This window comes from Sphingomonas oryzagri (assembly GCF_029906645.1).
Classification (GTDB): domain Bacteria; phylum Pseudomonadota; class Alphaproteobacteria; order Sphingomonadales; family Sphingomonadaceae; genus Solisphingomonas; species Solisphingomonas oryzagri.
This window is the reverse complement of record NZ_JARYGZ010000004.1, coordinates 1-26,139: the sequence shown is the minus strand read 5'-3', so window position 1 is coordinate 26,139 and position 26,139 is coordinate 1. Positions and strand designations below refer to the sequence as shown.

The 26,139-nt window shown below is 68.7% G+C and carries 22 protein-coding genes and 1 pseudogene; 13 read left to right on the top strand and 10 right to left on the bottom strand.

Translation table 11 applies throughout. The features are described 5' to 3' along the window. Positions 1-37: 37 nt before the first annotated feature. Both QGN17_RS18440 and QGN17_RS18435 read left to right on the top strand, forming a co-directional pair. Positions 38-1,462: a glycoside hydrolase family 125 protein gene (locus QGN17_RS18440; RefSeq protein WP_281046073.1), complete on the top strand. Its 1,425-nt coding sequence runs from the start codon at positions 38-40 to the stop codon at positions 1,460-1,462. Next, entirely contained in the window at positions 1,459-3,777 is a 2,319-nt protein-coding gene (locus QGN17_RS18435) for a GH92 family glycosyl hydrolase (RefSeq protein ID WP_281046072.1), read from the top strand. The genes QGN17_RS18440 and QGN17_RS18435 overlap by 4 nt, the downstream gene beginning before the upstream one ends. A gap of 182 nt (positions 3,778-3,959) precedes the next feature. On the opposite strand, the gene QGN17_RS18430 is transcribed toward QGN17_RS18435, so the two are convergent. From QGN17_RS18430 to QGN17_RS18400, 7 genes are all read right to left on the bottom strand, one after another. Beyond that, positions 3,960-6,317, bottom strand: coding sequence for a GH92 family glycosyl hydrolase (locus QGN17_RS18430; protein ID WP_281046071.1), 2,358 nt, complete (start codon positions 6,315-6,317; stop codon positions 3,960-3,962). A gap of 139 nt (positions 6,318-6,456) precedes the next feature. Next, positions 6,457-6,618: a hypothetical protein gene (locus tag QGN17_RS18425; protein WP_022691008.1), complete on the bottom strand. Its 162-nt coding sequence runs from the start codon at positions 6,616-6,618 to the stop codon at positions 6,457-6,459. A 151-nt stretch (positions 6,619-6,769) separates the two neighbouring features. Beyond that, positions 6,770-6,937, bottom strand: a complete 168-nt coding sequence (locus QGN17_RS18420; RefSeq protein ID WP_281046070.1) for a hypothetical protein — start codon at positions 6,935-6,937, stop codon at positions 6,770-6,772. Between the two features lie 121 nt (positions 6,938-7,058). Then, positions 7,059-8,048 (bottom strand): N(4)-(beta-N-acetylglucosaminyl)-L-asparaginase, encoded by a 990-nt coding sequence (locus QGN17_RS18415; RefSeq protein ID WP_281046069.1) that lies wholly within the window; start codon positions 8,046-8,048, stop codon positions 7,059-7,061. Next, on the bottom strand, positions 8,045-8,800 hold the full coding sequence (locus QGN17_RS18410; protein WP_281046068.1) for a copper homeostasis protein CutC: 756 nt from the start codon (positions 8,798-8,800) through the stop codon (positions 8,045-8,047). Before QGN17_RS18410 ends, QGN17_RS18415 begins: the two co-directional genes overlap by 4 nt. A 13-nt stretch (positions 8,801-8,813) precedes the next feature. Beyond that, positions 8,814-10,127, bottom strand: a complete 1,314-nt coding sequence (locus tag QGN17_RS18405) for a glycoside hydrolase 5 family protein (protein WP_281046067.1) — start codon at positions 10,125-10,127, stop codon at positions 8,814-8,816. 4 nt (positions 10,128-10,131) lie between these two features. Then, positions 10,132-11,427 carry a sugar MFS transporter gene (locus tag QGN17_RS18400; protein WP_281046066.1) on the bottom strand — a complete coding sequence of 432 codons (1,296 nt, stop codon included), beginning with the start codon at positions 11,425-11,427 and terminating at the stop codon, positions 10,132-10,134. 104 nt (positions 11,428-11,531) lie between these two features. On the opposite strand from QGN17_RS18400, the gene bla reads away from it, so the two are divergent. The 3 genes from bla (at position 11,532) to QGN17_RS18385 (ending at position 15,363) form a co-directional block, all read left to right on the top strand. Continuing rightward, a complete protein-coding gene (gene bla, locus QGN17_RS18395) occupies positions 11,532-12,437 on the top strand; it encodes a subclass B3 metallo-beta-lactamase (RefSeq protein WP_281046065.1) in 906 nt (301 codons plus the stop codon). Positions 12,438-12,556: 119 nt separating this feature from the next. Next, complete coding sequence (locus tag QGN17_RS18390) at positions 12,557-13,927, top strand: amidohydrolase (RefSeq protein ID WP_281046238.1); 1,371 nt, start codon at positions 12,557-12,559, stop codon at positions 13,925-13,927. Continuing rightward, positions 13,924-15,363 carry an amidohydrolase family protein gene (locus QGN17_RS18385; RefSeq protein ID WP_281046064.1) on the top strand — a complete coding sequence of 480 codons (1,440 nt, stop codon included), beginning with the start codon at positions 13,924-13,926 and terminating at the stop codon, positions 15,361-15,363. Before QGN17_RS18390 ends, QGN17_RS18385 begins: the two co-directional genes overlap by 4 nt. On the opposite strand, the gene QGN17_RS18380 is transcribed toward QGN17_RS18385, so the two are convergent. Then, complete coding sequence (locus tag QGN17_RS18380) at positions 15,360-16,556, bottom strand: FAD-dependent oxidoreductase (protein ID WP_281046063.1); 1,197 nt, start codon at positions 16,554-16,556, stop codon at positions 15,360-15,362. The two genes, QGN17_RS18385 and QGN17_RS18380, sit on opposite strands and share 4 nt — an antisense overlap. A gap of 190 nt (positions 16,557-16,746) precedes the next feature. Between QGN17_RS18380 and QGN17_RS18375 the strand changes: the two genes are divergently transcribed. The 8 genes from QGN17_RS18375 to QGN17_RS18340 all read left to right on the top strand — a co-directional run bounded on the left by QGN17_RS18375 (position 16,747) and on the right by QGN17_RS18340 (position 23,641). Next, complete coding sequence (locus tag QGN17_RS18375; protein WP_281046237.1) at positions 16,747-18,066, top strand: S41 family peptidase; 1,320 nt, start codon at positions 16,747-16,749, stop codon at positions 18,064-18,066. Between the two features lie 10 nt (positions 18,067-18,076). After that, a complete protein-coding gene (locus QGN17_RS18370; RefSeq protein ID WP_281046062.1) occupies positions 18,077-18,544 on the top strand; it encodes a disulfide bond formation protein B in 468 nt (155 codons plus the stop codon). A 20-nt stretch (positions 18,545-18,564) separates the two neighbouring features. Beyond that, the gene (locus QGN17_RS18365) at positions 18,565-19,056 is read left to right on the top strand and encodes a demethoxyubiquinone hydroxylase family protein (protein WP_281046236.1); all 492 of its coding nucleotides are present in this window, start codon (positions 18,565-18,567) and stop codon (positions 19,054-19,056) included. Between the two features lie 136 nt (positions 19,057-19,192). After that, a complete protein-coding gene (locus tag QGN17_RS18360; protein WP_281046061.1) occupies positions 19,193-19,603 on the top strand; it encodes a hypothetical protein in 411 nt (136 codons plus the stop codon). A gap of 91 nt (positions 19,604-19,694) precedes the next feature. Continuing rightward, a complete protein-coding gene (locus tag QGN17_RS18355; protein ID WP_281046060.1) occupies positions 19,695-20,195 on the top strand; it encodes a hypothetical protein in 501 nt (166 codons plus the stop codon). A gap of 47 nt (positions 20,196-20,242) precedes the next feature. Continuing rightward, complete coding sequence (locus QGN17_RS18350) at positions 20,243-21,487, top strand: putative DNA modification/repair radical SAM protein (RefSeq protein ID WP_281046059.1); 1,245 nt, start codon at positions 20,243-20,245, stop codon at positions 21,485-21,487. A 54-nt stretch (positions 21,488-21,541) separates the two neighbouring features. After that, the gene (locus QGN17_RS18345) at positions 21,542-22,210 is read left to right on the top strand and encodes a DUF4328 domain-containing protein (RefSeq protein WP_281046058.1); all 669 of its coding nucleotides are present in this window, start codon (positions 21,542-21,544) and stop codon (positions 22,208-22,210) included. 18 nt (positions 22,211-22,228) lie between these two features. Further along, positions 22,229-23,641: a UdgX family uracil-DNA binding protein gene (locus QGN17_RS18340; protein ID WP_281046057.1), complete on the top strand. Its 1,413-nt coding sequence runs from the start codon at positions 22,229-22,231 to the stop codon at positions 23,639-23,641. Between the two features lie 3 nt (positions 23,642-23,644). Here QGN17_RS18340 and QGN17_RS18335 read toward each other — a convergent pair whose 3' ends face one another. Next, positions 23,645-23,908, bottom strand: a complete 264-nt coding sequence (locus QGN17_RS18335) for a GCG_CRPN prefix-to-repeats domain-containing protein (protein ID WP_281046056.1) — start codon at positions 23,906-23,908, stop codon at positions 23,645-23,647. 98 nt (positions 23,909-24,006) lie between these two features. Further along, a pseudogene (locus QGN17_RS18330) lies at positions 24,007-26,139 on the bottom strand (chromosome segregation protein); the annotation flags it as partial.

The following is a 26,139-nucleotide window of genomic DNA, read 5'->3' as shown; positions in this document are numbered from 1 at the left end:
TCCTTCGACAGGCTCAGGACGAACGGGGAATTGGAGCATGACCATGGATCGCCGCACCGTCCTCGCCGGCGCGGGCGCGCTGGCGGCCGCCACCGCTTTTCCCCTGCGCGCCGCCGGCCCCGCCCTCGCGACCCACCGCCCGCCCATCGGCCAGCGCCGCTTCGTCAGCAAGGCGGTGGAGGCCGAGATCGCGCGGGTGAAGCGCAGGATCGCCGATCCCGAACTCGCCTGGCTGTTCGAGAATTGCTACCCCAACACGCTCGACACCACGGTCGAGACGGGCAGCGTCGACGGCAAGCCCGACACCTTCATCATCACCGGCGACATCACCGCGATGTGGCTGCGCGACAGCTCGGCGCAGGTGCAGCCCTATGTCCATCTCGCCGCGCAGGATGCCGAACTGCGGCAGATGTATCGCGGCCTGATCCAGCGGCAGGCGCGCTGCATCCTGATCGATCCCTATGCCAACGCCTTCATGAAGGACCCGGCGGCGAAGTCGAACCTCGACTGGTCGCAGACCGACGACACCGACATGAAGCCCGGCGTCGCCGAGCGGAAGTGGGAGATCGACTCGCTCTGCTACACGATGCGGCTCGCCCACAGCTACTGGACCCGCACACACGACAAGGTGCCGTTCGACGCCACATGGTCGCAGGCAGCGCGGCTCGCCGTGGCGACCTTCCGGGTGCAGCAGCGCAAGGACGGCCCCGGCCCCTATCATTTCCAGCGCAAGGCGGCGGCCCCCACCGACAGCCTGCCGATGGGCGGCTACGGCGCGCCGACGCGCAAGATCGGGCTGATCCATTCGGGCTTCCGGCCTTCGGACGACGCCTGCGTCTATCCCTTCCTGATCCCCTCCAACCTCTTCGCCGTCTCGGCGCTGCGCAAGATCGCGCAGGTCCATCGCGAGGCGCGCGGCGACGATGCCTCAGCACGGGACGCCGAGGCGCTGGCGGCGGAGGTCGAAGGCGTGCTCAAGGCACACGCCCTGATCCCCGACGGCAAGGGTGGGCAGGTCTGGGCGTATGAGATGGACGGCTTCGGCAACTGGATCTTCATGGACGATGCCAATGTGCCGAGCCTCTCGGGCCTCGCGCTGATCGACGCCGCCGACCGCGACGACCCGCTCTTCCGCCGCACCGCCGCGCTCGCGTGGAGCGATCGCAATCCCTATTTCTACAGGGGCACGGCTGCGGAGGGCATCGGCGGCCCGCATATCGGGCAGGACCAGATCTGGCCGATGTCGATCATCACCCGCGCGATGAACGCCGACGACGATGCCACCATCCGCCAGTGCCTCCACTGGCTCAAGACCACGCACGGCGGCACCGGCTTCATGCACGAGAGCTTCGACAAGGACGATCCGGCCAAGTTCACCCGGCCGTGGTTCGCCTGGGCCAACGCGCTGTTCGGACAATTGATCGTCGAAATCGCCGACCGCAAACCGGAGTTGCTTGCATGACCCCCACGCGCCGCCAGATGCTTGCCGGGACCGGCCTCGCCGCGCTGGGCGGAGCGCTACCCTCCTGCAGCTGGGCCGAGAGCCCTGCCGCTGCCGCGCCCAACCTGTTCGTCGGCACCGGCGGCCACGGCCACACCTTCCCCGGCGCGTCGATGCCGTTCGGCATGGTCCAGCTCTCGCCCGACACCAATACGGTCGGCTGGGACGCGAGTTCGGGCTATCACCAGTCTGATCGATCGATCATGGGGTTCAGCCACACCCACCTGTCCGGCACTGGCGTCGGCGACATGCTCGACGTGCTGGTGGTGCCGGCCACCGGCCCGCTCAAGCTGGTGCCCGGCCCGGTCGAGAACCCCGACGCCGGCTATCGCCAGCGTTATTCGGATGAACATGCCGAGCCGGGTTACTATCGCGTCCGCCTCGAAAACGGGGTCGCCGCCGAGCTCACCGTCACCGAACGCACCGGCCTGCACCGCTACCTGTTCCCCAAGGGGCCGGGGCATATTCTGATCGACCTCGCCCACATCCAGCAGGACAAGCCCGACGAGCCGACCCGCATCGACGAGGCCTCGCTCGCGATCGACGCCGACGGCACGCTGACCGGCAGCCGCCGCGTGTTCCGCTGGGCGGCCGGACGGCGCATCCACTTCGCGATGATGCTGTCGAGGAAGCCGACAAGCATCCTGTTCTTCGGCGATAACGACGCCCCCGCCCCGGCCGGCGCGAAGGGCGTGACGGGCAATCACCTGAAGGTCGCCCTGGTCTTCGACGATGCCGGCACCGCGCCGATCCAGATCAAGACCGGCATCTCGGCGATCGACGTGAAAGGTGCGCGCGACGCGCTGGCCGAGGCGCCGGGCTGGGGCTTCGACCGCGCCCGCCGCCACGCCGCGCGCGGCTGGTCGAAGATGCTCGATGGCGTGAAGGTCAGCGGCGGCACCGCCGATCAGCGCGCGATCATGGCGAGCGCGCTCTATCATTGCTTCATCGGCCCCACGCTCTTCACCGATCGCGACGGGCGCGCGATGGGGCTGGACCAGCAGGTCCACCAGCTCCCCGAAGGCGAACGCGCCAACAGCGCCTACAGCTGCTGGGACACGTATCGCGCGCTCCACCCGCTCCTCACTCTGGTACAGCCCGAGCAGGCCGGGCTGTTCGTGCGCGACCTGATCCGCCAGACCGCCGAAAGCCCGTCCGGACCGCCGGTCTGGCCGTTGCAGGGGTTCGAGACGGGGTGCATGATCGGCACCCACTCGGTCTCGATCCTCGCCGAGGCGCAGGCCAAGGGGATCAGGGCCGACTATGCCGCCGCCTGGCCCGCCATCCGCCTCCGCGCCTTCGATCCCACGTCCAAGGGCAGCGACGCGACGCTGGGGCGCGATTACTACCAGAACCTCGGCTACATCCCCGCCGACAAGGTGTGGGAGTCGGTCAGCCGCACGCAGGAATATTCGCATGACGACTGGGCGATGGCGCACATCGCCGACGCGATCGGCGCGAAGGACGATGCGACCGCGCTCCGCAAGCGCAGCCTCAACTATCGCAACGTGATCGATCCCTCGATCGGCTTCGCCCGGCCCAAGTTCGCCGACGGCAGCTGGTGGACGCCCTACGATCCGATCCAGTTGGGCCACATGCCCAAGCCCTGGTGGCGCGATTATACCGAGGCGAACGGCTGGCAGGCGACCTTCCTTACCCAGCACGACATATACGGCCTGATCGGCCTGTTCGGCGGCGATCAGGGGTTCGAGGCGAAGCTCGACGCCCTGTTCACCGCGCCCTCGACGCTGCCGGCCAACGCCCCGCCGGACATCGCCGGCATGGTCGGCCAATATGTCCACGGCAACGAGCCGGACCAGCACGCCCCCTATCTCTACGCTTATTGCGGCGCGCCGCATAAGACGCAGGCGATGGTTCGCCGGCTGCTGACCGAGCAATATCATGCCGCACCGGACGGCATGGCCGGCAACGACGATTGCGGGCAGATGAGCGCGTGGTTCGTCCTGTCGGCGCTGGGCTTCTACCCGGTCGATCCGGTCAGCACGGTCTACGTGTTCGGCTCGCCCTTGTTCGACGAGGCGGACGTGAAGGTCGGCGACGGCAAGCGCCTGCGCATCCGCGCCACGGGCAACGGCCCGGCCAGCCCCTACGTCCAGTCGGTGCGCTGGAACGGGCGGCCGTGGACGAAGAACTGGATCACGCATGCCGAACTGATCAAGGGCGGCACGCTGGAATTCGCGATGGGTCCGCAGCCCTCGCAATTCGGCACCGCGCGCCAGGATCGTCCGCCGAGCTTCGGGCAGGCACCGGCCTGATATCGGTCGTCATCGCGAGCCGCGAAGCGGCGTGGCGATCCACGCGCCACGCCGTGGATTGCTTCGCGACGCTCGCAATGACGAGAGAATGAGCGCTCCGGGAGATGGCGGAGGGGCTGCCATCTCCCGGAGCCACCGCGTCGCCGGTCGGGGGGGAGAGACCCGGCGAGCGGCCCGTCCGATCAGCGGGCGGACGAGCTTTGCGAGGGCGGCGCATCGGCGGGCGCGCTGCCCCAGGACGGATTGGGCTTCGGCCCCATGGTCAGCACGAGCGTCGCGCCGTTCTTGATGTCGGCATGGGCGAACCAGGGCTTGGTCCACGGCCTGCCGTTGAGCGTGGCGGACTGGACATACATGTTGGCCGCCGAATTGTTGCGCGCCGCGATCTCCAACACCTTGCCGTTGCCCATGGTGAGCTTCACGTCGTCGAAGATCGGCGAACCGATGATGTAAGCGTCACTCGACGGATCGACCGGATAGAAGCCCATAGCCGACAGCGCGTACCAGGACGAGGTTGCGCCCTGATCGTCCATCCCCGGATAGCCGTAGCCGGCGGCGTCGCTGCCATACATCCGGTCGAGGATCTGCCGCACCAGCTTCTGCGTCTTCCAGGGCTGGCCGCCCCAATCATAGTAATAGGCCGCCTGCTGGTCGGGCTGATTGCCCTGCACATACTGGCCGATCAAGCCGGTGCAGTCGCGGCAGATGCCCTTGGGCGTGTAGGGCGTCGAAAAGAAGCTATCGAGCTTGGCGTCGAACGCCTGCCGCCCGCCGAGTGCCGACTCCAGCCCGGCCACGTCGTGCGGCACCAGCCAGAGCGTCGACCAGCCCGACGCCTCCTTCATCATGAAATTGTAGTACGGCTCCTGCGGATCGAACGGGCTGATCCACTGGCCGTCGGCGGTGCGCCCGCGCATGAAGCCGATCGATTTGTCGAACACGTTGCGCCAGTTCGCCGATCGCTGGAGGAAGCGGGCCGCGTCGTCCTTCCTGCCCAGCAGCGCGGCATATTGGGACATGGCGTGATCGTCCCACGCATATTCCAGCGTGGTCGCCGCGCCCGCCTTGCCGCCGGCATAAGGCGGGCTGGGATTGTTGGGCGGAATGATGTCCGCGATCCAGCCGTTCTTGTCGTACTCGGCGAGGAAGTGGCGCGGACCCGCGGGATCGAGCGCGTTCTTGCGCAGATATTCGTAGGCCGCCGCATAATCGAACGGGATGCCCCGCTTCCACGCGCCGAGGAACAGGAACACCGCATTGTCGCCGTGGAAGGAGGTGTTCATATACCCCTTCTCGCGCGCCATATCGAGTTCGGAGGCGAGGATGTTCTGCACCCGCTCCGGCTCCATCAGCTCGAGCAGCACGATCTGGTTGCGGCCGGTATCCCAGAACGGCACCGGGCTGTAGCGATCGTGCGTTGCGGTCTGCACCTTGCCGTTCATGTCGGTGAATTGTTCGCCCTTCTCGGCGATCACGCGCGGACTGGCGAAGGACTGGAACAGGGTGGAATAGAAGAGCTGGCGCTGCTTGGGGCTGCCGCCGGTCACCTGCACGCGATCGAGCAGCTTGGCCCATTCGCCGCGCGCAGCGGCGTGGACGGCATCGAAGTTCCAGCCGGGCAGCTCGTCCTTCAGCCGCTGCTCGGCCTGCGCGTAGCTGGTGCCGTGCGCGATCTTCATCAGCACCTGCTCGCCCGCCTTGGTGTGGAAGGTCAGGTAGGTGCCGGACCATCCGCCCGAGACGCTCTTCGCGCCCGGCTGGACGTCCTTGTCGCCGATCCCCCAGCCCTCGCGCTCGTCGCCGGGATTGCCGGGGACTTTCCGGAAGGTGCCGAGGTCGGCGAAGGGCTTGGAGAATTCCGCGACGAAATAGGCGCCGTCGATCGCTCCATGATCCTGCGAGACACCGCGTACGGTGTGATCGCCGACCACCTCCATGCTCCCGCCATGCGCGGGGAAGTTGACCAGCACGTTGGAGCGCACGCTCGCCGGAAAGGTGAAGCGCATCAGGCTCGCCCAGCGCGTCGCGGTCAGCTCGACATTCGTCTTGAACGTGTCGAGATAGACCGAATAATAGCCCGGCGAGGCGATCTCCTTGCTCTTGTCGTAGGCACTCTCACGCCACGCCGGCGGCATCGACCAGTCGCCCACCACCGGCGAAATGATCGGCTCGGCATTGCCGCCATAGGAGGAGCCACCGCCGCCCGAGAAACCCAGCATCGTCGGATTGGTGTAGTAATAGGGTGTCGGCACCCCGTTGGGGAAGCTGAGCGCGATATTGTTGTTGATCGGCGCCGCCTCGACCGAGCTGTGCGGCACGCGCGCGCCCGGAGAGGTCTGGCCCGAATAGACCGGCTCGCCCGGCGGCGGCGCGTTGCCGATCAGTTTCTGGTCGTCGAGCGCGGCGGTGCCCATCAGCGGATTGGCGAGATCGACCGGCTGCGATCCGCGCGTCTGCGCGATGGCGACGCCTGTCATCAGGCCAAACAGCGCGCAGCTGCCCGCCACCATCCTCGTGCGTCCGGCGAAACGGCGGGTCATGCAGCGCTCTCCCTGTGGCCGTGGAGGCCCCTCGCGCGGGGGCGTCATCCTTCGTGGCGAACGGGAGGTGGCATTAAATTAAACATTTTGTCAATTGAATTGAGGCGGTCCGACAAGCCGGCGAAACCCTCGCTGCGGCTCAATCGATGCGCAGGGCTTCGCGCAGGATCAACTGGCTGGCGCGCGCCTCGATCATCGCCGCCGCGAGGCGCCGCGATCCATGATCGTCGTGCGTCAGGCGCCAGCGACGCGCGGTCGCCCGCTGTCGGTCGAGAAACTGAATTCGGTTGCGATCGGGCATCTTCCGTCTCCTCGAAGCGGAAATTGCCGGCACGATCCGCTGCTGACCTTCCACGGAATCGCACCGGCTGACGACCCCAGCCGTCGATGCCAAGGTGACGCGGATATGGTTACCAGAGAGTTAACGGCTGCGATTAAAATGCTTTAACCGGTCAGGCGCAGCCGGTTCGCATGCGCCGCGCGATCTCGAAGGCGATGGCGATCCAGTCGTCGGATCGGGCATGTTCCGCCGTCTCGTCCTGCCAGATGGCGAGCACGTCGTCGACGCTGCGCCCGGAGGCGACGTCACGGATCGAGGCGGGGTCCATCGGCGGCTGCATGACGATCCTGGGATGTGGGTGGCCGGCGGTCGCGGGGGAGCGGTTGCAACCGCCGGCACATCCCCGGTAACGACCGGTCCGTGCCATGCTTAATCGCGCTTAGACCATCGTCTGAGGCAAATTATCCCTGCAGGCTCAAAGCCTTGTGCGTCACCGTATTGCCGCCCGCATCGGTCACCGCATAAGTGAAGCCGGGCAGCAGCGCGAAGGCGCCGACGCGGCCGTCGGCACCGAGCGCGAGGAAGCCAACCTGCGCATCCTTCACCGCGTCGCCGCGCAGGTTCGCGATGTGAAGCACCGCCTCGCGGCATGCCTCCATCGGCGCCATTCCGTGCCGCATCGATCCGACGACCCGTGCCGTGCCGGCGATGCGGATCACCTCCTCGCCCACCCCGCTGGAGGTCGCGGCGCCGACGCCCGCCTCGACATAGAGGCCGCAGCCGACCTGCGGGCTGTCGCCGACCCGGCCGTGGATCTTGAATGCCATGCCCGAGGTCGTGCAGGCGCCCGCCAGCCGCCCGGCGGCGTCGCGCCCGAGGATGCCGACCGTGTCGTGGTTCCACGCACTGCCGGGTGTGTGGTTCTCGATATTGGCTACCGGGCGGTAGTTCGAGGTCTTGAGCCACTCGCGCCACGCGGCTTCGGCCGCCGGGGTGAGCAGTTTCTCCTTGGGGAAGCCGTTGGCGAGCGCGAACTGGGTCGCGCCGGCGCCGACCAGCATGGTGTGCGGCGTCTTCTCCATCACCGCGCGCGCGACCGAGACGGCGTGGACGACATCCTCCAGCGCGCCCACCGCGCCGACCCTGCCGGCATCGTCCATGATGACGGCGTCGAGCGTCACCCGCCCGTCGCGATCGGGATATCCGCCGAGGCCGACGGTGTGGATCTCGGGGTCCGCCTCGGGCACCCGCGCACCGGCCTCCAGCGCATCGAGCAGCGATCCGCCGGCGACCAGCTTCGCGTGCGCGGCGGCATTGGCGGTGGCGCCGAAATCCCAGGTCGAGACGATCGTCGCGCCCGTCGCGGGTTTCGCGACCGTCGGAACGGCGGCCGTGGCGGCGAGCAGGCCGGCGCCGCCGATCACGGCACGGCGGGAAGGGCGGACGGTCATGGCGATACTCCCTGATCGATCGCGGCCCGCAAGGCGCGGACCATGGTTTCGTCCGTGCGGCGACGGGGCGGCATGTCGAAGCCGAGCGCGGCGGCGCGCGCATCGCCTTCGGCCAGCGCCAAGCTCGCGGATCCGTGCAGTTCGCGCACCCCGGTCTTGGCGAGGAGATGCGCCGCGTTGTCCGGCCTCACCCTGGCGCCTGCCATGATCCGGATGCGATCCCCGGCGCGCGCGACCATGCGGGCGATGACGTCCACCCCCTCCTCCGCGCTCGGAGCGCCGCCGGATGTCAGGATGCGATCGAAGCCCAACATCGCCGCGACCTCGACCGCCGCGACCGGGTCGTCGTTGACGTCGATCGCGCGATGCAGTGTCAGCGACACCGGCCGGCCGCCCGCCCGCACCGCCGCGACCCACGCCGCCAGCACCGGCTCATCGAGCACTCCATCCCGCGCCGCGCCGAAGACCAGCCCGTCCACCCCCTGCGCGATCAGCGCGAACGCCTCGCGCATCGCCAGCGCCGTCTCGGCTTCGTCGTAGCGGAAGTCGCCGCCGCGCGGCCGCACCATCGCGTGGACCGCCACCCCCGCCGGCCGCGCCGCGTTGAGTGCCGCCTCGACCAGTCCCGCCGATGGGCTCAGCCCGCCCAGCGCCAACGCGGCGCATAGCTCGATCCGATCCGCCCCGCCCGCGATCGCCGCGTGCACGCCGACGATGTCATCGACACAGATTTCGAGCAGGCGGCGGGTCATCACCGGGGGTCTATCACCCCCGCATCGCCCGCGCCCAGTCGCGGATCACCTTCTGGGTCGATCGATCGGCGTCGAACACGCCATAGAGCCCCTGCGGCTCCTGCGGGGGATCGCCGACGAAGGCGGTGTCGCCGGGCTGGAAGCGACGATCGGCATGCTGCGCCCGCCCCTCGCCATTCCACGCCCAGAAATTGGCACCGGCGAGCGGCCCGCCGGCCCGGTATCCATCCGCCGCCGCGCTAAGGACGAGGCGATAATAGCGATCGCGCAACGTCGTCGCGCTGCCGGGTTCGAAACTGCCTCCGTCGCGCGGGAAGCCGAATTCCTCGATCACCACCGGCTTGTTCAGCCGCTTCGCGATGGCGACATGCGTGTCGATATAGGTGCGAGTGTTGGCGGCGCCGACATCGTAGGTCTCGGCCAAGGCCCCGCGCTTCACCCAGCCGAAATTCTGCGGCCAGATGTGCATCGTCAGATAATCGATGTCGGGCGAGGCGTTGGTGTCGACGACGCACGCCTCCTTCTGGAGACAGCCGGCCAGCCCCTCCGATCCCGCCGAGACGAGATGGTTGGGATCGATCGACTTGATCAGCCGCGCGGTCGACCGGATCCAGTCGAGATAATGCGGGTAGGCCCTGGCGAAGGCGGCCTCCGATCCCGCCGGGCGCGGCTCGTTGGCGAGCTGCCAGGCGAGGATCGCCGGATCGTCCCTGTACGGCTTACCCGTCACGCTGTTGGTGCGCGCCACCAGCGTGCGCAGATAGTCGTTGGCGAGCGCCAGCGCCTGCGGGTTGTCGTAGAAGTCCGACACGAAATCGGGGAAGTCGGTCCACGGCCGCGAAAGGTCGGACGCCTCGATGAAATGCCCGCCGTTCACATAGGTGAGGTAGGCGGCCATCCCGCCCGACCATTCCCAGAAATTGTTGGTGTAGATGGTCGCGGTCATGCCGCGCCGGCCGATCTCGGCCAGCGCATAGTCCAGCCCTTCGAGCAGGCCCGCGTCGTACTCGGCGCCCGGTCCCCGGAACACCGGCGTCACCGCGCCATGCAGCGGCGAGCGCTCCGCCGCGCCGAGGATGCGGACGGTGTTGATGCCGAGCGCCTTCAGCCGGTCCAGCTCGCGGCCGAGGCGAGCGCGATTGCCATAAGGGCGGTCGGCGCCGAGCCACGCCGCGTACCACAGGTTCGTGCCGATCAGCGGATAGCGCCTGCCGCCCCGCCGAAGCTGCTGCCCCTCGACCCGGACGAACCTGTCGCCCGCAGGCGGCGCGGCGGCGAGCGCGGTCAGCGCCAGGCCGCCCGCCAGGACTCCGCGCCGGCCGATCATCGGCTCAGTGCCCCGCCGGCATGGCGACGGCGTGGTGGTCCGCCCCCTTCACCCGCGCGGCGGCGATGGCGAAGATCAGGATGCCGATATAGCCGATCACCGGCACGATGAAGGCGTGGCCGAAGCTGCCGGTCGCATCGGTGATCTTGCCCGCGATCCACGGCAGCACCGCGCCGCCGACGATCGCAACGCAGAGCAGCCCCGCCGTCGCCGAGGCCGGCGCGGTGGCGCGCTGGAGGGTCAGCGAGAAGATCGTCGGGAACATGATCGAGTTGAACAGGCCGATCGCCAGCGCGCAATACGCCGCCGCCGGGCCGCTCAGCAGGAAGGCAGCGAGCGACAGCGCGACATTCACCGCGACCATGATCGTCAGCAGCACCGCCGCAGGAAATACCGCCAGCAGCGCCGATCCGATGAAACGGCCGACCAGCGCGCCGCCCCAATAATAATTGGCGGTCATCGCGCCCGCGACGGCGAGGCTGACGCCCAGCACCTCGGGCCGGTTGAGATAGTTGATCATCAGCGATCCGATCGTCACCTCGGACCCGACATAGAGGAAGATCGCCACAGCGCCGGCCAGCGCCCAGCCGCAGCGCAGCGCAGCGAAGGCCGAGCCGTTCTCGGCGCCACCGGTCACCTCTTCGTGCGGCACCGCATTCTCGATCCGGTGGCGCATCACCGCGATCAGCACCACCAGCGCGGCAAGGAAGGCGGCGATGAGCATGAAGGCGTGATTGACGGCGGCGAGGCCGGCGGCCCGATCCGCCTCGTTGGCGATGGTCGCGCCGCCATTCTTGAAGATGTCGGCCGAGAGCATCAGCGAGGCGCCGAGATGCACGCCCAGCACCACGCCGAGCGAGTTGAAAGCCTGCGCGAAGGTCAGCCGGAAGTGCGAGCGCTCGGGCGCGCCCAGCGCCGCCGCCAGCGGGTTCGCCGCGACCTGCAGCATGGTGATGCCCGCCGCCAGCGTGAACAGAGCGACCAGCACCAGCGGATAGGAGCGCACCGCGGAGGAGGCCGGCACGATGAAGCAGCCGGCGATCATCACGATCAACGCCGCCATGATCGACTTGCTCGGCCCCAGCCGGCCGACCACCGCGGCGGCGGGCAGCGAGAAGACGCCGTAGCCCAGGAAGAAGGCGAACTGGGTCAGCATCGCCTCGGCCGTCGTCAGGCTGTAGATGCCCTTCAGCGCCGCGATCAGCGGATCGTTGTTCGAGGTGATGAAGCCCCAGGCGAAGAACAGGCAGGTGACGGTCACGAACGCGGGCAAGGCGGCCTGCGCGGCACGGTTGGACATCAAACTCTCCTCGACACCGGCCGCTTGGGGTCCGGACATGCCAGCGCTATCATCGCGCAAAAATTACCGAAAGCAATTTTCGTTTTGCACGGGAGAGCATCGTCATGCGTATCGCCCTCGGCCTGCTGGGCGCCCTTCTGGTCGCCGCCACTCCGGCGAAGAGCGCCGACGATCCGCTGCTCCGCCCGATCGCGTCGGAGCACGCCAAGCAATGGCTGATGCCCCAGCCGCCGACGCGCATCTACGGCAACACCTACCTCGTCGGGTTCGGCGGCCTCAATGTCGGCCTGATCAAGACGCGCGCCGGCCTGATCCTGATCGACGGCGCGGTGCCGCAGGCGGTGCACGATATCGAGGCGAACATCCGCACGCTCGGCTTTCGGTTGAAGGATGTGAAGCTGATCCTCAGCACCGAGCCGCATTTCGATCACGCCGGCGGTCTCGCCGCCCTCTCGCGCGACACCGGCGCGACCGTGCTTTCCAGCGCGCCTGCCGCGATCGTGCTTCGGCAGGGACGCAGCAACGCCGACGATCCGCAGATGGCGTGGCTGGAACCCTATCCGCCGGTCACGCGGCTGCGCACCGTGCGCGACGGCGAAGCGATCCGGCTCGGCGGCGTCACCGTCACCGCCCACGCCACGCCCGGCCACACGCCCGGATCGATGAGCTGGGGCTGGCGCTCGTGCGAGGGCAAGACCTGCCGCTCGGTGCTGTTCGGATCGAGTCTCAATCCGCTGACGGCGGGCGACTATCGCTTCTCCGATCCCGCGCACGCCGTTGCGCTGGCGAATTTCCGCAGGACGATCGCAACGGTGCGGCGCCTGCCCTGCGACATCCTGATCACCGCGCATCCCGGCCAGTCGGGCGGCGACGTCAAGTTCGCGAAGCTGCTGCAGTCGCGCGATCCCAACCCGTTCGTCGATCCCGAGGCCTGCCGCACCTATGCGGACGCGGCCGCGACCGCGCTCGACAAACAGATCGCGAAGGAGAAATCCGGCGCGCCCTCTTGAACAATAGGATTTCGCATCGCAGGGTCGGCCCACAACAGGGCTAAGGGGGCTTATCCGTGACCAACACCCTTTCGCGCGCGCTGAACGTCGCCGCGACCGTGACGACGTGCCTGAGCCTGATGGCCTGCACCGCCTCCTCGCCTCCGCCCGCCACCGCATCGGCCAAGGCGCCGCCGCCGGGTGCGGGTCACGGCTACAGCCACGACCCCTATCCCTCGACCTACCACCGCTATCCGGGCGTGCCGACGTTGCTGACCAACGTCACCATCTATGACGGTGAAGGCGGGCGGATCGATCGCGGCGCGGTGCTGTTCGCGGACGGCAAGATCGTCCAGGTCGGCCAGACCATCGCCCCGCCCGCCGGTGCCACGGTGATCGACGGCACCGGCAAGTGGGTAACGCCGGGCGTGATCGACATCCACAGCCACCTCGGCGACTATCCCTCGCCCGGCGTGAAGGCGCTGTCCGATGGCAACGAGGCGACCGCGCCCGTCACCGCCGAGGTGTGGGCCGAGCACAGCATCTGGCCGCAGGATCCGGGGTTCAGCCGCGCGCTGGCGAACGGCGGCGTCACCACGCTGCAGATCCTGCCCGGCTCCGCCAACTTGTTCGGCGGCCGCTCGGTGATCCTCAAGAACGTCTATGCCCGCACCACGCAGGGCATGAAGTTCCCCGGCGCGCCCTACGGCCTAAAGATGGCGTGCGGCGAAAATCCGAAGCGCGTCTACGGATCGAAGGGCCGCGAGCCCTCCACCCGCATGGGCAATATCGCGGTCGATCGCCAGACCTGGGCGAAGGCGGTCGAATACAAGCGCAAGTGGGACAAATATGAGAAGGACGGCGGTGATCCGCCGACCCGCGATCTCGCCATGGACACGCTGGCCGGCGTGCTGGCGGGCGAGATCCTCGTCCAGAACCACTGCTACCGCGCCGACGAGATGGCCAACGTGATCGATATGTCGAAGGAGTTCGGCTATCACGTCACCGCCTTCCACCACGCAGTCGAGGCCTACAAGATCGCCGATCTGCTGAAGGCGAACGGCATCTGCGCCGCCGTCTGGGCGGACTGGTACGGCTTCAAGATGGAAAGCTACGACGGCATCCCCGAAAATCTCGCGCTGCTCCAGAAGGAGGGCACCTGCGCGATGATCCATTCGGACGACCAGAACGGCATCCAGCGGCTCAATCAGGAAGTCGCCAAGGCGCAGGCGGCAGGCCGCCGCGCCGGGATCGACATCCCCGACGAGGTGGCGTGGGAGTGGCTGTCGATCAATCCAGCGAAGGCGCTGGGCATCGCCGACAAGACGGGCAGCCTCAAGCCCGGCAAGATGGCCGACGTGGTGCTGTGGAACGGCAATCCGCTCTCCGTCTACACCCGGCCGGAGAAGGTCTGGATCGACGGCGCGATGCTCTACGACGCGAACAATCCGAAGCTCCGTCCGGTGAGCGATTTCGAGCTGGGCCAGCCGGGCATGGGAGACGTGAAATGAAGGCGCTCACCCACATCCTCCCCATCGGAGATGGGGAGGGGGACCATGCGAAGCATGGTGGAGGGGCGGGCGCTTCAGCGCCCGGCTTCGCCGGCCGCCCCCTCCACCGCCTTCGGCGGTCCCCCTCCCCCCGCTTCGCGCGGGGAGGATGGGCATTCGCCGCCGCCCTCCTCGCCACTCCCTCTCTCGCCGCCACCACCGCGATCACCGGCGGCACCGTCGCGATCGGGGACGGCTCCGCGCCGATCCCCAACGGCACCGTCGTGTTCGCCGACGGCCGCATCGTCGCCGCCGGCGCCAACGTGCAAGTGCCCGCCGGCGCGCAGGTGATCGACGCGCACGGCAAATGGGTCTCGGCCGGGATGGTTGCGGGTTTCTCGACGCTGGGTCTCGCCGATTCCGAGGGCGTGGAGGAGAGCAACGACGTCTCCGCCGGCAAGTCGCCCTTCAACGCGGCGATCGACATATCGCCCGCGATCAACCCCAATTCGATCATCCTCAACAACGAGCGCTGGGGCGGCGTGACCCGCGCGGTCGTCTCGCCGGGGACGGGCGGCTCGATCTTCGCGGGGCAAGGTGCTGTGATCTCGCTCGGTGTCGGGCCGGACCCGGTGATGCGCCCGCGCGCGTTCCAGTATGTCGAGATGGGCGAGGACGGCGCGCAGGCGGCGGGCGGCAGCCGCCCCGCCGCTTATGCCATGCTCCACGACGCGCTGGCGCAGGCGCAGGATTATCGCCGCAACCCCGCCGCTTTCGGGGGGCGCGAGAGGGATTCGCTGATCAAGCGACCCGACGCGCAGGCTTTGATCGCGGTGCTCGACGGCAAGCAGCCCTTGCTCGTCCACGTCCAGCGCGCCAGCGACATCCGATCGGTGCTGGCGCTCAAGAAGGACTATCCGCAGCTGAAGCTCGTGCTGGTCGGCGCCGAGGAAGGCTGGCTGGTCGCCCGCGACATCGCCGCCGCGCACGTGCCGGTGATCGCCGCCGCGCTGGTCGATCTGCCCGAATCGTTCGAGCGCGTCGCCGCGACCGAGTCGAATGTCGGGCGGATGGAACAGGCCGGCGTCACGCTCGGCATCTCGACAGTGGACGCCAGCGCGCCGGGCAGCCAGCGCAACCTCAAGCAGTTCGCCGGCAACCTCGTCGCGATCACGAAGATCCCCGGATCGACCGGGCTGGACTGGGGCCACGCCTTCGCCGCGATCACCTCCGGCCCGGCGCAGGTGATGGGCATGGACGGCGAGATCGGCTCGCTCCGCCCCGGCCGCCGCGCGGATGTCGTGGTGTGGGACGGTGACCCGCTGGAGCTGGCCTCCGCCCCGGTCGCGGTGTTCATCGACGGCCGGCCCCAGCCGCAAGGCTCGCGCCAGACCGAGCTGCGCGACCGCTACATGACCCCGCAGGAAGGCGCGCTGCCCAAAGCCTATGAGCGTTAAAGCCCCAGCGGGCCGAGCGGATCGCCGATCAGCCCGCTGACCATCGCCGCCTGGATGCGCGTCGCCGGCCAGAGGCGCGAGAGCGGGCCGACCATCCGGTCGCGCACGAAGGGCAGCACCCGGCTGTCCGACTGGTAGACCGGCGTGAACAGGGCCGTCAGCCACTGGTAGAGCAGCACGTGCCGGCGCCGCAGCGCGATCGCGCGTTCGATCGCGGCGTTCACGCCGGCCGTGGTCCTGAGCGCCAGCGCTAGCGCAAAGGCGTCGACCAGCGCCATGTTGGCGCCCTGCCCGAGTTGCGGGCTGGCCGAATGCCACGCATCGCCGAGATGGATCATCGCCGGCTCGGCCGGCGCCGGCAGCGTGCGGTGGGCGTAGCGCGCGAAGGTGAGTTGCTCCGGCACCTCGATCTGGTCGAGCAATGGCGCCAGCAGCGGCCAGAGCCGCAGCACCTCCGCCTTCCACGGCGCCAGCCCGGCCGCGCGCCATTGCTCCAGCCGGTCGGCGCGCAGCGACCAGAAGAAGGCGGCCTGGGGTGCGCTTCGCCCCGGCGGCGTTCCGATCGGCAGCACGCCCGCCATCACGCTCGCCCTGTGATAGCGCTGCTCCAGCGCGGCGGCGTCGAAACCCGCCCCCTCCGGCCAGTCGAGGCTCGCCCACAGCGCGCCATAGGCCAGCGCCCGGCCGGTCGGCGGCGCCAGCGGGGTGCGCGCGCCGAGCGTATCGACCACCAGATCGAACGGCCCCGCCTCGCCGCCATCCTCGAAACGCAGCCAGCGCCGCGCGCCGTCGATCCGGCTCGCCGCGATCGGCCGCCCCGTCTCGACCGGCACGCCCGCCTCCCGCACCGCGTCGTGCAGGATCGCGAATAGCGAGGCGCGATGGATGCCGACGCCGAAGCCGCCGCGTGCGCCGAGCGCCGCATAGCGGACGTCGAGCACCACCGGTCCGCGCTCGCCCGCGCGGCCGAACAGCCGGCCGACCCGTGATCCCGCCGCCAGCAGCCGCTCCTCCAGCCCCAGTGCGCGCAGCACCGCCTGCCCGGTAGGCTGGATCATCAGGCCCGATCCTACGGGCTTCGGCGCATCGAACCGCTCGAACAAAGTCACCCGATGGCCGTCGCGGTGGAGCAGCGCCGCCACAGCCAGCCCCGCCGGCCCGCAGCCAGCCACCGCGATGTCGAGGCGCCCCATGATCTTCGGTTAGCGGCAAAGCGGCGTCGGACCAATGGCAGTTCGCCCGGACTTTTGCGCTTTCCCGAAACGCTGTAATACGGCACCACAACAGGCGCCTGTTTGACGGAAAGATTCATCGCACATGCCCAAGTCCCTGCTGCGTACCCTTGGCTTGCTGGCGGCCGGCGCCGCGATTCCCACGGGCCTGATGGCGGTGCAGAACGCCCGCGCCGCGGAGTCCACCGCGCAGGACAATGACACCTACAAGCAGCTCGACCAGTTCATGAACGTGTTCCAGAAGGTGCGCGCGGACTATGTCGACAAGACCACCGACAAGGATCTGATCAAGGGCGCGATCGACGGCATGCTGGCCAGCCTCGATCCCCACAGCTCCTACATGGACGCGCACGACTTCCAGCAGATGAAGATGACGACCGACGGCAATTACGGCGGCCTCGGCCTCACCGTGCAGGCCGACGACGGCGTGGTGAAGGTGGTGACGCCGACGCCCGACACTCCGGCCTATCGCGCCGGCATCAAGTCCGGCGACTATATCACCCACATCGACGGCAAGCTGATCTACGGCTCCACGCTGGATGAAGCGGTGGACAAGATGCGCGGCGATCCGGGCAGCAAGGTGAAGCTCACCATCGTCCGCCCCGGCCGCGACAAGCCGTTCGACGTGCTGCTCACCCGCGAGACCATCGTGATCAAGCCGGTGAAGTGGAAGGTGATGGACAATATCGGCGTCATCAACATCATCAGCTTCTCCAAGCAGACCGGCGCCGACACCCGCGCCGCGATCGCCGGCATCGACAAGCAGCTCGGCCACAAGCCGACCGGCTACATCATCGATCTGCGCGATGACCCCGGAGGGTTGCTCGACCAGGCGATCGAGACCGCCGACGCCTTCCTCGATCATGGCGAGATCGTCTCGCAGCGCGGGCGCGAGAAGGACGATATCGAGCGCTATTACGCCAAGCCCGGCGACGACGCGCACGGCCTGCCGATCATCGTGCTGGTCAATGCCGGCTCCGCCTCCGCCGCCGAGATCGTGGCCGGCGCGCTGCAGGATCAGCGCCGCGCGATCGTGATGGGCGAGCGCAGCTTCGGCAAGGGTTCGGTGCAGACGCTGCTGCCGCTGACCGACGACACCGCGCTGCGCCTCACCACCGCGCGCTACTTCACGCCGTCGGGCCGATCGGTGCAGGAAGGCGGCATCCATCCCGACATCGACGTGCCGCAGCTTTCCGACCCGGACTACAAGGACCGGCCCAAATTCCGCGAGGACGATCTGCGCCGCCACCTGATCAACGAGGCGAAGGTGGACGACAGCGTGCTGGAGGCGGACAGCAAGAGCGATCCGCGCTTCGCCGCATCGGCCGACGCGCTGAAGAAGCAGGGAGTCAACGATTTCCAGCTGAGCTACGCGCTGCAGACGCTGTCGAGGCTCGATCCGTCGGCGCCGGCCACCAAGGTCGCCGCCGCGCTGCCGCCGACGCCGTCGCTCGTCCCCACCGCCAATTGATCGGCCGGCCATGACCAACCTGTCGCGCGCGCGGCTGATCGCGATTCTTCTGCCCAACGCGCTCCTGTGGGGGGCGATCGGATCGCAGGTGTTCGGAGGCCTCGTGCCGTGCGAGATGTGCATGTGGCAGCGCTGGCCGCATGTCGCCGCGATCGTGCTGGCGCTTATCGCCATCGCGCTGCGCGGCAATCCGTCGGCCTCGCGCGCTTTCACTCTGCTCGCCGCGCTGGCGATCCTCGTCTCGGGCGGGCTGGGCGTCTATCACGCGGGCGTCGAATATCATTGGTGGACCGGCCCGACGCGCTGCACCGGCAACCACTTCACCTCGATCGCCGATCTGATGAAGGCGCCGGTGGTGATGTGCGATGTGCCGCAGTGGAAGCTGGGCGGCATCAGCCTCGCCGGTTTCAACGCGATCTTCTCGATCGTCGGCGGTCTGATCGTGGCGGCGCTGGCCTCGCGGAAGCCTGCCCGGTGAGCGACCCCGATACCCGATCGATGATCCGCGTCGATCAGGCCGGCGAGTTCGGCGCGACGCGCATCTATGCGGGCCAGCTCGCGGTGCTCGGCACGCGGTCCGAGGCGGCGCGCCCGATCGCGCGCATGGCGGCGCAGGAGGAACGGCACCGGCAGGTGTTCGATCGCATCGTGGCGGAACGCGGCGTGCGTCCCACCCTGCTCGCGCCCCTGTGGGACAAGGCCGGCTTCCTGCTGGGTGCTGCGACCGCGCTGATTTCGCCCGAGGCGGCGATGGCCTGCACCGCCGCGATCGAGACCGAGATCGACCTCCATTATGCCGAGCAGCTGGAGCAGCTCGGCACCACCGATCCCGAGCTTTCCGCGACGATAGCCGAGTTCCAGGCCGAAGAGGTCGAGCATCGCGAGACCGCGATCGCGGAAGGTGCCGAGCGCGCGCCCGCCTACCCCATCCTCTCCGCCGCGATCCGGCTGGGCTGCCGCGCCGCGATCGGGCTGTCGAAGCGGATCTGACGCGACGCCGCCACCGCGGCGTGATGCCGCCCTGCCTCATATCGCGACTGGCGCGCGCCGCCTCCCTTGACGCTTGCCAGAACCGTCCCACCTAGTCATGCGTTGCTAGATTGAAGCTCCGATCGGGGAATCCGTGATGCGCAGGCTGCTTATCCTTACCCTCGCCCTGTCCGGCGCGACCGGCATCCAGATCGCGGCGCCGATGCCCGCCCTCGCCCAGATCAGCGCGGACCGCGTGATCGACATCTATGGCAACGAGAAGTGCCCGAGCAGCGGCGGCCAGCAGATCGTCGTCTGCCGCCGCCACCCCGAAACCGAGCGCTACCGTATCCCCAAGGATCTGCGCGACAGCGAGCCCGAGCCGCAGGCGGCCGGCGGCAACACCAACGCGCTGAGCGCGGTCAACACCACCGGCGGCACCGGCGTGCAGATCCAGAGCTGCAACGCGATCGGCGCGGGCGTCAACGCCGGCTGCACCAAGTCCCAGATCGACAACTGGAAGGCGCAACAGCGCGCGCAGAAGAAGGCCGAAGAAGACATTCCCTGATCGCGCCGCTTGTCGCGCGACCCGCTCGTTCAGCACCGCGAAAGCCTGTAACGGGCTTGGCTACGTGACCCTTTCGACATTCGAGGTCCCGATGACGACCGCGCTTACCACCATCCGATCGCTGGCCGTCGCCGCGGCCGGATTCCTGATGGGCCTGCTGCTCGCCGCATGGGCGCTGCCGATCGCGGCACGGGCCGAGCCGCCCGCGCCCACGCAGACCGCCGCCGCGCAGCCGGTCGACAACGACGCCAAGACCGTCTCGATCGTCGTCTACGGCGACGATCCCTGCCCGCAGGGCAAGAATGACGAGATCGTGGTCTGCGCGCGCGAGCCGGAAAGCGAGCGCTATCGCATCCCCAAGCGCTTCCGCGGCAAGAAGGGCGAAAACGCGCCGAGCAACGCATGGGGCAACAAGGTCCGCAGCGTGGACGACGCCAGCCGCTTCGCCGCGGGCCTGCCGGACACGTGCTCGGCCGTGGGCAGCGGCGGCCAGACCGGCTGTTACCAGAGCTTCGTCAACCAGGCCGCGGCCGAACGGCGTATGCAACAACAGCAGAAGCAGGATCAGGCGGACGGCAATCCTCAATATTGATATTTCAGGCACTTGCACCCGACGCCATGGGAACATAGAATGAACACATGGCGCAGCTCGATATCCAGGCCAAGCTGGCGATCCTCGCCGATGCGGCGAAATACGATGCCTCCTGCGCATCCTCCGGCACCGCCAAACGCGATTCGGCGGGCAAGAAAGGCGGCATCGGATCGACGGAGGGGATGGGCATCTGCCATGCCTATGCGCCGGACGGCCGCTGCATTTCTCTGCTCAAGATCCTGCTGACCAACAGCTGCATTTTCGACTGTCATTACTGCATCAACCGCAAGAGCTCGAACGTCCGGCGCGCGCGCTTCACGGCGGAGGAGGTCGTGCAGCTCACCCTCTCCTTCTACCGGCGCAATTATATCGAGGGGTTGTTCCTTTCCTCCGGCATCATCCGCTCGTCCGATTACACGATGGAGCAGATCGTCGAGGTGGCGCGGTCGCTGCGCGAGGATCACGGCTTTCGCGGCTACATCCACCTCAAGACGATCCCGGATGCCGATCCGAAGCTGCTGGAACTGGCCGGGCGTCATGCCGATCGCCTGTCGATCAACGTCGAGCTGCCGACCGTCGCGGGCCTCGAGCGTCTCGCGCCCGAAAAGTCGGCGACGCGGATCGAAGGCGCGATGGGCGCCCTGCGTCACGGTATCGAAGACGGGCGCGACGCGAAGAAACGCTACAGGGCGGCGCCCGGCTTCGCACCCGCCGGCCAGTCCACCCAGATGATCGTCGGCGCGGATGCGGCGACCGACCGCGACATCGTGGCGCGCGCCAGTACGCTCTATGATCGCTATCAGCTGCGTCGGGTCTATTATTCGGCGTTCAGCCCGATCCCCGATGCCAGCGCGGTGCTGCCGCTCAAGCGCCCGCCGCTGATGCGCGAACACAGGCTCTACCAGTCCGACTGGATGATGCGCTTCTACGGCTTCGCACCGGGAGAGGTCGCCGCCGCCGCCGATCCCGCGACTGGGATGCTGCCGCTCGACATCGATCCCAAGCTCGCCTGGGCGCTCAGGTTCCGCGAGGCCTTCCCGGTGGACGTCAACCGCGCCCCGCGCGAGGCGCTGCTGCGCGTGCCCGGCCTCGGCCCCAAGGCAGTGGACGGCATCCTCACCGCGCGCCGCTGGCGACGCCTGCGGCTGGAGGACGTCGCCCGGCTCACCCGCTCGATCGCGAAGCTGCGCCCGTTCCTGATCGCCGAGGACTGGCGGCCGACGACGCTCGGCGAGGTTGCGGCGCCGGTCGCCCGCCCGAAGCGGGAGCAGCTGGAACTGTTCGCGGCCTAGGCGGCTGGACAGCGCATGGCCGGGTCGTCACCGTATCGCCGGGGACAGCAGGGGATGGACGACATGGATGGTGTGCGGGATGCGGTGGCGCTAGGCCGCCACGCTGTGATCTGGGCTTTTGTCTGGGTCGTGACAAAGGTGATCGGCGCCATCATCGCTCTGTCCTGCGCGCTGGCTCTCCATCGGCTTCCTGCCGATTTCCGGCTCGATTCGGCCCCCTTGTCATCCACCGCCGTGACGCTCGTGCAGGCGCAGGCGGCCTTGTCGTCGCTATCGCTGATCGCTTTCGTCATATCCGCCGCAATCGGTTGCTGCTGGATCTACCGGATGGTGAAGGTGACGCGGGTCATCGGAGAGGGCGTTTCGGTGACACCCGGATGGTCGGTCGGCTGGTTCTTCATTCCCGTAGCCTGCCTGTTCCGGCCGTTCGAGGGGATCAAGGAAGCATGGCAGGTGACGGTCAATCCGGCGGATTGGCCTCACGTGGCGGTGCCGACGATGCTGCGCGTCTGGTGGGGCCTGTGGCTCGGTCTCAATTTCGTCGATTACTTCGCCAGCATGGGGCCGCGCATCGATCCGGGCATCGATGGCGTCGAACTGATCTCCTGGGGTCTGGTCGCATCGGGTGCGATTGCTGTCGCGCTGACGATCGTCTGGTCGCGGATCGTGCGGTCGATCAGCCGCTCCCAGGCGTTGTTGCTGAACGCTTCGGCATTCCGCTGAGGATTATGAGGGTGATGCGTGCCACTGGTCCGGTTAGCCGCGGAGGATGATTTCGACGGGTGGCGCGCCGCTGCCCGCGCCGCCGCCCGGCTCGATATACCGCCGGAAGGGCTGCACTGGCAGGTGGGCGACCAGCTGACCGATCTCTTCGCCGGCGCGACGGAGCCGCCGCTGCCCCCCGCCCCCGCCGGCGCCGCCTTCTCCGTGCCACGCCCGTTCGTGACGCTCGCCGAGACGGTGATCCTGCATCGCGATCCGGAGCGCTTCGGCCTGCTCTACACGATGCTGCTGCGCCTGCGTGACGAGCCGCGCCGGATCGAGGACGAGACCGATCCGCTCCGTCGCCGGCTGGAGGAGATGGCCAAGGCGGTGCGCCGCGACATCCACAAGATGCGCGCCTTCCTGCGCTTCCGCGAGGTGGCGGACGACGACGGCGTGGCCCGCTTCGTCGCCTGGTTCGAGCCAGAGCATCATATCGTGCGCGCCAATGCCGGCTTCTTCCAGCGCCGCTTCGCCAACATGCGCTGGTCGATCCTGACGCCCGACGTTTCGATCCACTGGGACGGCGAGCGGCTCGCGCAAGGCCCCGGCGCATCGAAAGCAGACGCCCCCGACGGCGACCCGACCGAGGAGGTGTGGAAGACCTATTACGCCTCGATCTTCAATCCGGCGCGCCTGAAGACGCACGCGATGCTGAAGGAGATGCCCAAGAAATACTGGAAGAACATGCCCGAGACGGCGCTGGTCCCCAGCCTGATCGCGGGCGCGCAGGCGCGGGAGACGGAGATGGTGGCGACGCAGGCGAAACGTACCGGACCGGGCGGCAACGCGCAGGCCGCGCTCGCCGCGCTGCGCGAGGAAGCGGCGCATTGTCGGCGCTGCCCGCTCTGGCAGCCGGCGACACAGACGGTGTTCGGTGAGGGGCCGGCGGATGCCGCCTTGCTCTTCATCGGGGAGCAGCCGGGCGATCAGGAGGATCTGGCGGGCAAGCCCTTCGTCGGCCCCGCCGGGCAGCTCTTCGATCGCGCGCTGGCCGAGGCCGGCGTCGATCGCGCCACCGCCTACGTCTCCAACGCGGTCAAGCATTTCAAGTTCGAGCCGCGCGGCAAACGCCGCATCCATGCCAAGCCCAATACCGGAGAAATCGAGGCGTGCCACTGGTGGATCGATCAGGAGCGCGCGATCGTGCGGCCGAAGGTGACGGTCGCGCTCGGCGCGACGGCGGCGCACTCGCTGTTCGGCAAGGCGATGACGATTGCGAAGGCGCGCGGCGCGCCGATCGCGCTGGACGATGGATCGGAAGGCTGGATCACCGTCCACCCGAGCTTCCTGCTGCGGCTCCCCGACGAGGATCGCAGGGCGGAGGAATATGCGCGCTTCGTGGACGATCTCAGGAAAGTCGGCGAGCGCGCGAAGGCGCTCGCCGGATAGGGTTCAGCGATACCGCCAGCCGCCGTGCCAGCGGTCGCGGTGTGCCCAGTAGCGATGGCCATCCCAATAGCCGTGATGCGGATAATAGGTGCCGATCACGAGTGCACCGTCCGGCGCCACGACCGCCGGCCCCGGCCCCATGTTCGGGCGGCAATGGCCGTAATAGCCGCGATGGCCGCCCGGACCGCAGCCCTGGCGTGCGTCGGCGGGAGTAACGGCGGCGATCATGGCGCCCGTTGCGAGCGCGGCCAGAAGGATCCTTTTCATCTTATCCTCTTCCATGACAGGACCGGCAAATACGGGCCGGACAATTCTTGAACGCACAGAATGCGGATTTCAGTCGATGTATTTTTCGTAACGTATGTTTATTCGGCCGCGAGCAGCGATTCCGCGCCGCCGAGATCGACCGAAACCAGCCGGCTGACGCCGCGCTCCACCATCGTCACGCCGAACAGCCGGTGCATCCGCGCCATGCTCACCGCATTGTGGGTGACGACGAGGTAGCGTGTGTCGGTCTCCTGCGTCATCTGGTCGAGCAGATCGCAGAAGCGCTCGATATTGGCATCGTCTAGCGGTGCGTCGACCTCGTCGAGCACGCAGATCGGCGCCGGGTTGGTGAGGAACAAAGCGAAGATCAGCGCGACTGCCGTCAACGCCTGCTCGCCGCCGGACAGGAGAGTCAGCGAGGCAAGCTTCTTGCCCGGCGGCTGGGCCATGATCTCCAGCCCGGCCTCCAGCGGATCGTCGCTGTCGATCAGCGCGAGATGCGCCTCGCCGCCCGCGAACAGGCGCGTGAAGAGCCGGCGGAAATGGCCGTCCACCGCCTCGAACGCCGCAAGCAACCGCGCGCGCCCCTCGCGGTTGAGACTGCCGATCGATCCGCGCAGGCGGGAGACGGCCTCGGCCAGCTCGTCGCGCTGCGCCGCCTGCGTGGTGCGTTCGCTGTCGAGTTCGCCGAGTTCCTGCTCGGCAACGAGGTTGACCGGGCCGATACGCTCGCGATCGAGATTGAGCCGGTCGAACCGCGCGGATTCTGCGCCGGCCTCGCCGACCTCCTTCGCATCGAAGCCGGCTTTCTCGGGTAATACCGGCGCCGGGCACTGGAAACGCTCGCCGGCAATCCGGCCCATCTCGACGCGGCGCTGCTCGTGATTTTCGTGGCGGGCGACGGCGGTGGCGCGGGCCTCGCGCGCGGAGGCCGCCGCCTCGCCGGCATCGCCCGCGACGCGCTCGGCCTCGCGCAGCAATTGCTCCGCCTCGCGCTCGGCGAGCGCGGTGGTCTCGCCGGTCTTGGCGGCGTCGGCACGCTCGGTCTCGGCGGCGGCGATGCGCGCCTCGACCTGCTTCGGCGCTGGCGCGAGCATCTCCGCCTCGTCCGCCGCCGCTCCGGCACGCGCCGTCATTTCCTTGATACGCTTGGCGGCGTCCCCTGCGCGCGCGTTCCAGCTTTTGGCCTCGGCACGGGCGGAGGCAGCACGGTCGCGATCGGCGGACAACCCGCGATCGAGCGCAGCGAGGTCGAGGCGATATTGGCCGACCTGCGCGCGCGCCTGATCGGTCGCGGCACGCTGCGCGGCGACGGCGCGGGCAGTCTCGGCACCATCGGGCAAGGCGAGTACCGTCTGCTCGGCCTGCTGCACCTCCCGCGCAGCATCGTCGCGCTCGGATGCTGCACCTTTCGCGCGCTCGGCCAGTTCGGCGCGGCGCGATTCCACCCGCTCGATCGCGACGCGCGCGCGGCCCTCGACCATCGCCTCGTCGCGGGCGCGGCGCTCCGCCGCCGCTTGTGTCGAACGTGCAGCCTGGCCGTCGCGTTGCGCAGCATCGAGCGTCGCTGCCACCGTCGCAAGCGCGCGATCCGCCGCAGCAACGGCATCGCGCGCGGGTGCCAGCTGACCTTCGATCTCGGTCAGACGATTGCGGCGGATCAGCCCTTCGGCCGCCGCAGCGCCACGATCCTCGGCGACGAAACCGTCCCAGCGCCGCAGCCGTCCATCGCGCGTGACGAGCCGCTGGCCCACGCCGAGCCTGATCGATCCGTCATCGGCATCGACCACGCCGATCTGCGCCAGCCGACGCGCCAGCTCGGCCGGCGCCTCGACATGATCGGACAGCGCCACGCAGCCCTTGGGCAGAGCGGGATCGCCCGCCGCATCGGCGCCCGCCCAGCGCACGGCGCCCTCGCCGATCGGCGCTTCGAGATCGTCGCCCAGCGCGGCCGCCAGAGCGCGCTCGTAGCCGGGCGCCGCGCTGATCCGGTCGATAGCCTTGCCACGCCCGTCGCGCTTGGGCAGCGAGCGCGCCAGCGCCGCCGCCTCCGATTCGAGCGAGGCGAGATCGGCCCGCGCCGCCGCCAGCGCCGCCTGCGCCGCGTCGCGCTCGCCGAGCGCCGCGACGCGCCGCGCCTCCGCCGCGACGATCGCCTCCGCTGCGGACGCCGCCTCCGCCTCGGCCGCTTCCCTTGCGATGGTGGCGCGCGCCAGTTCCGCCTCATGCTG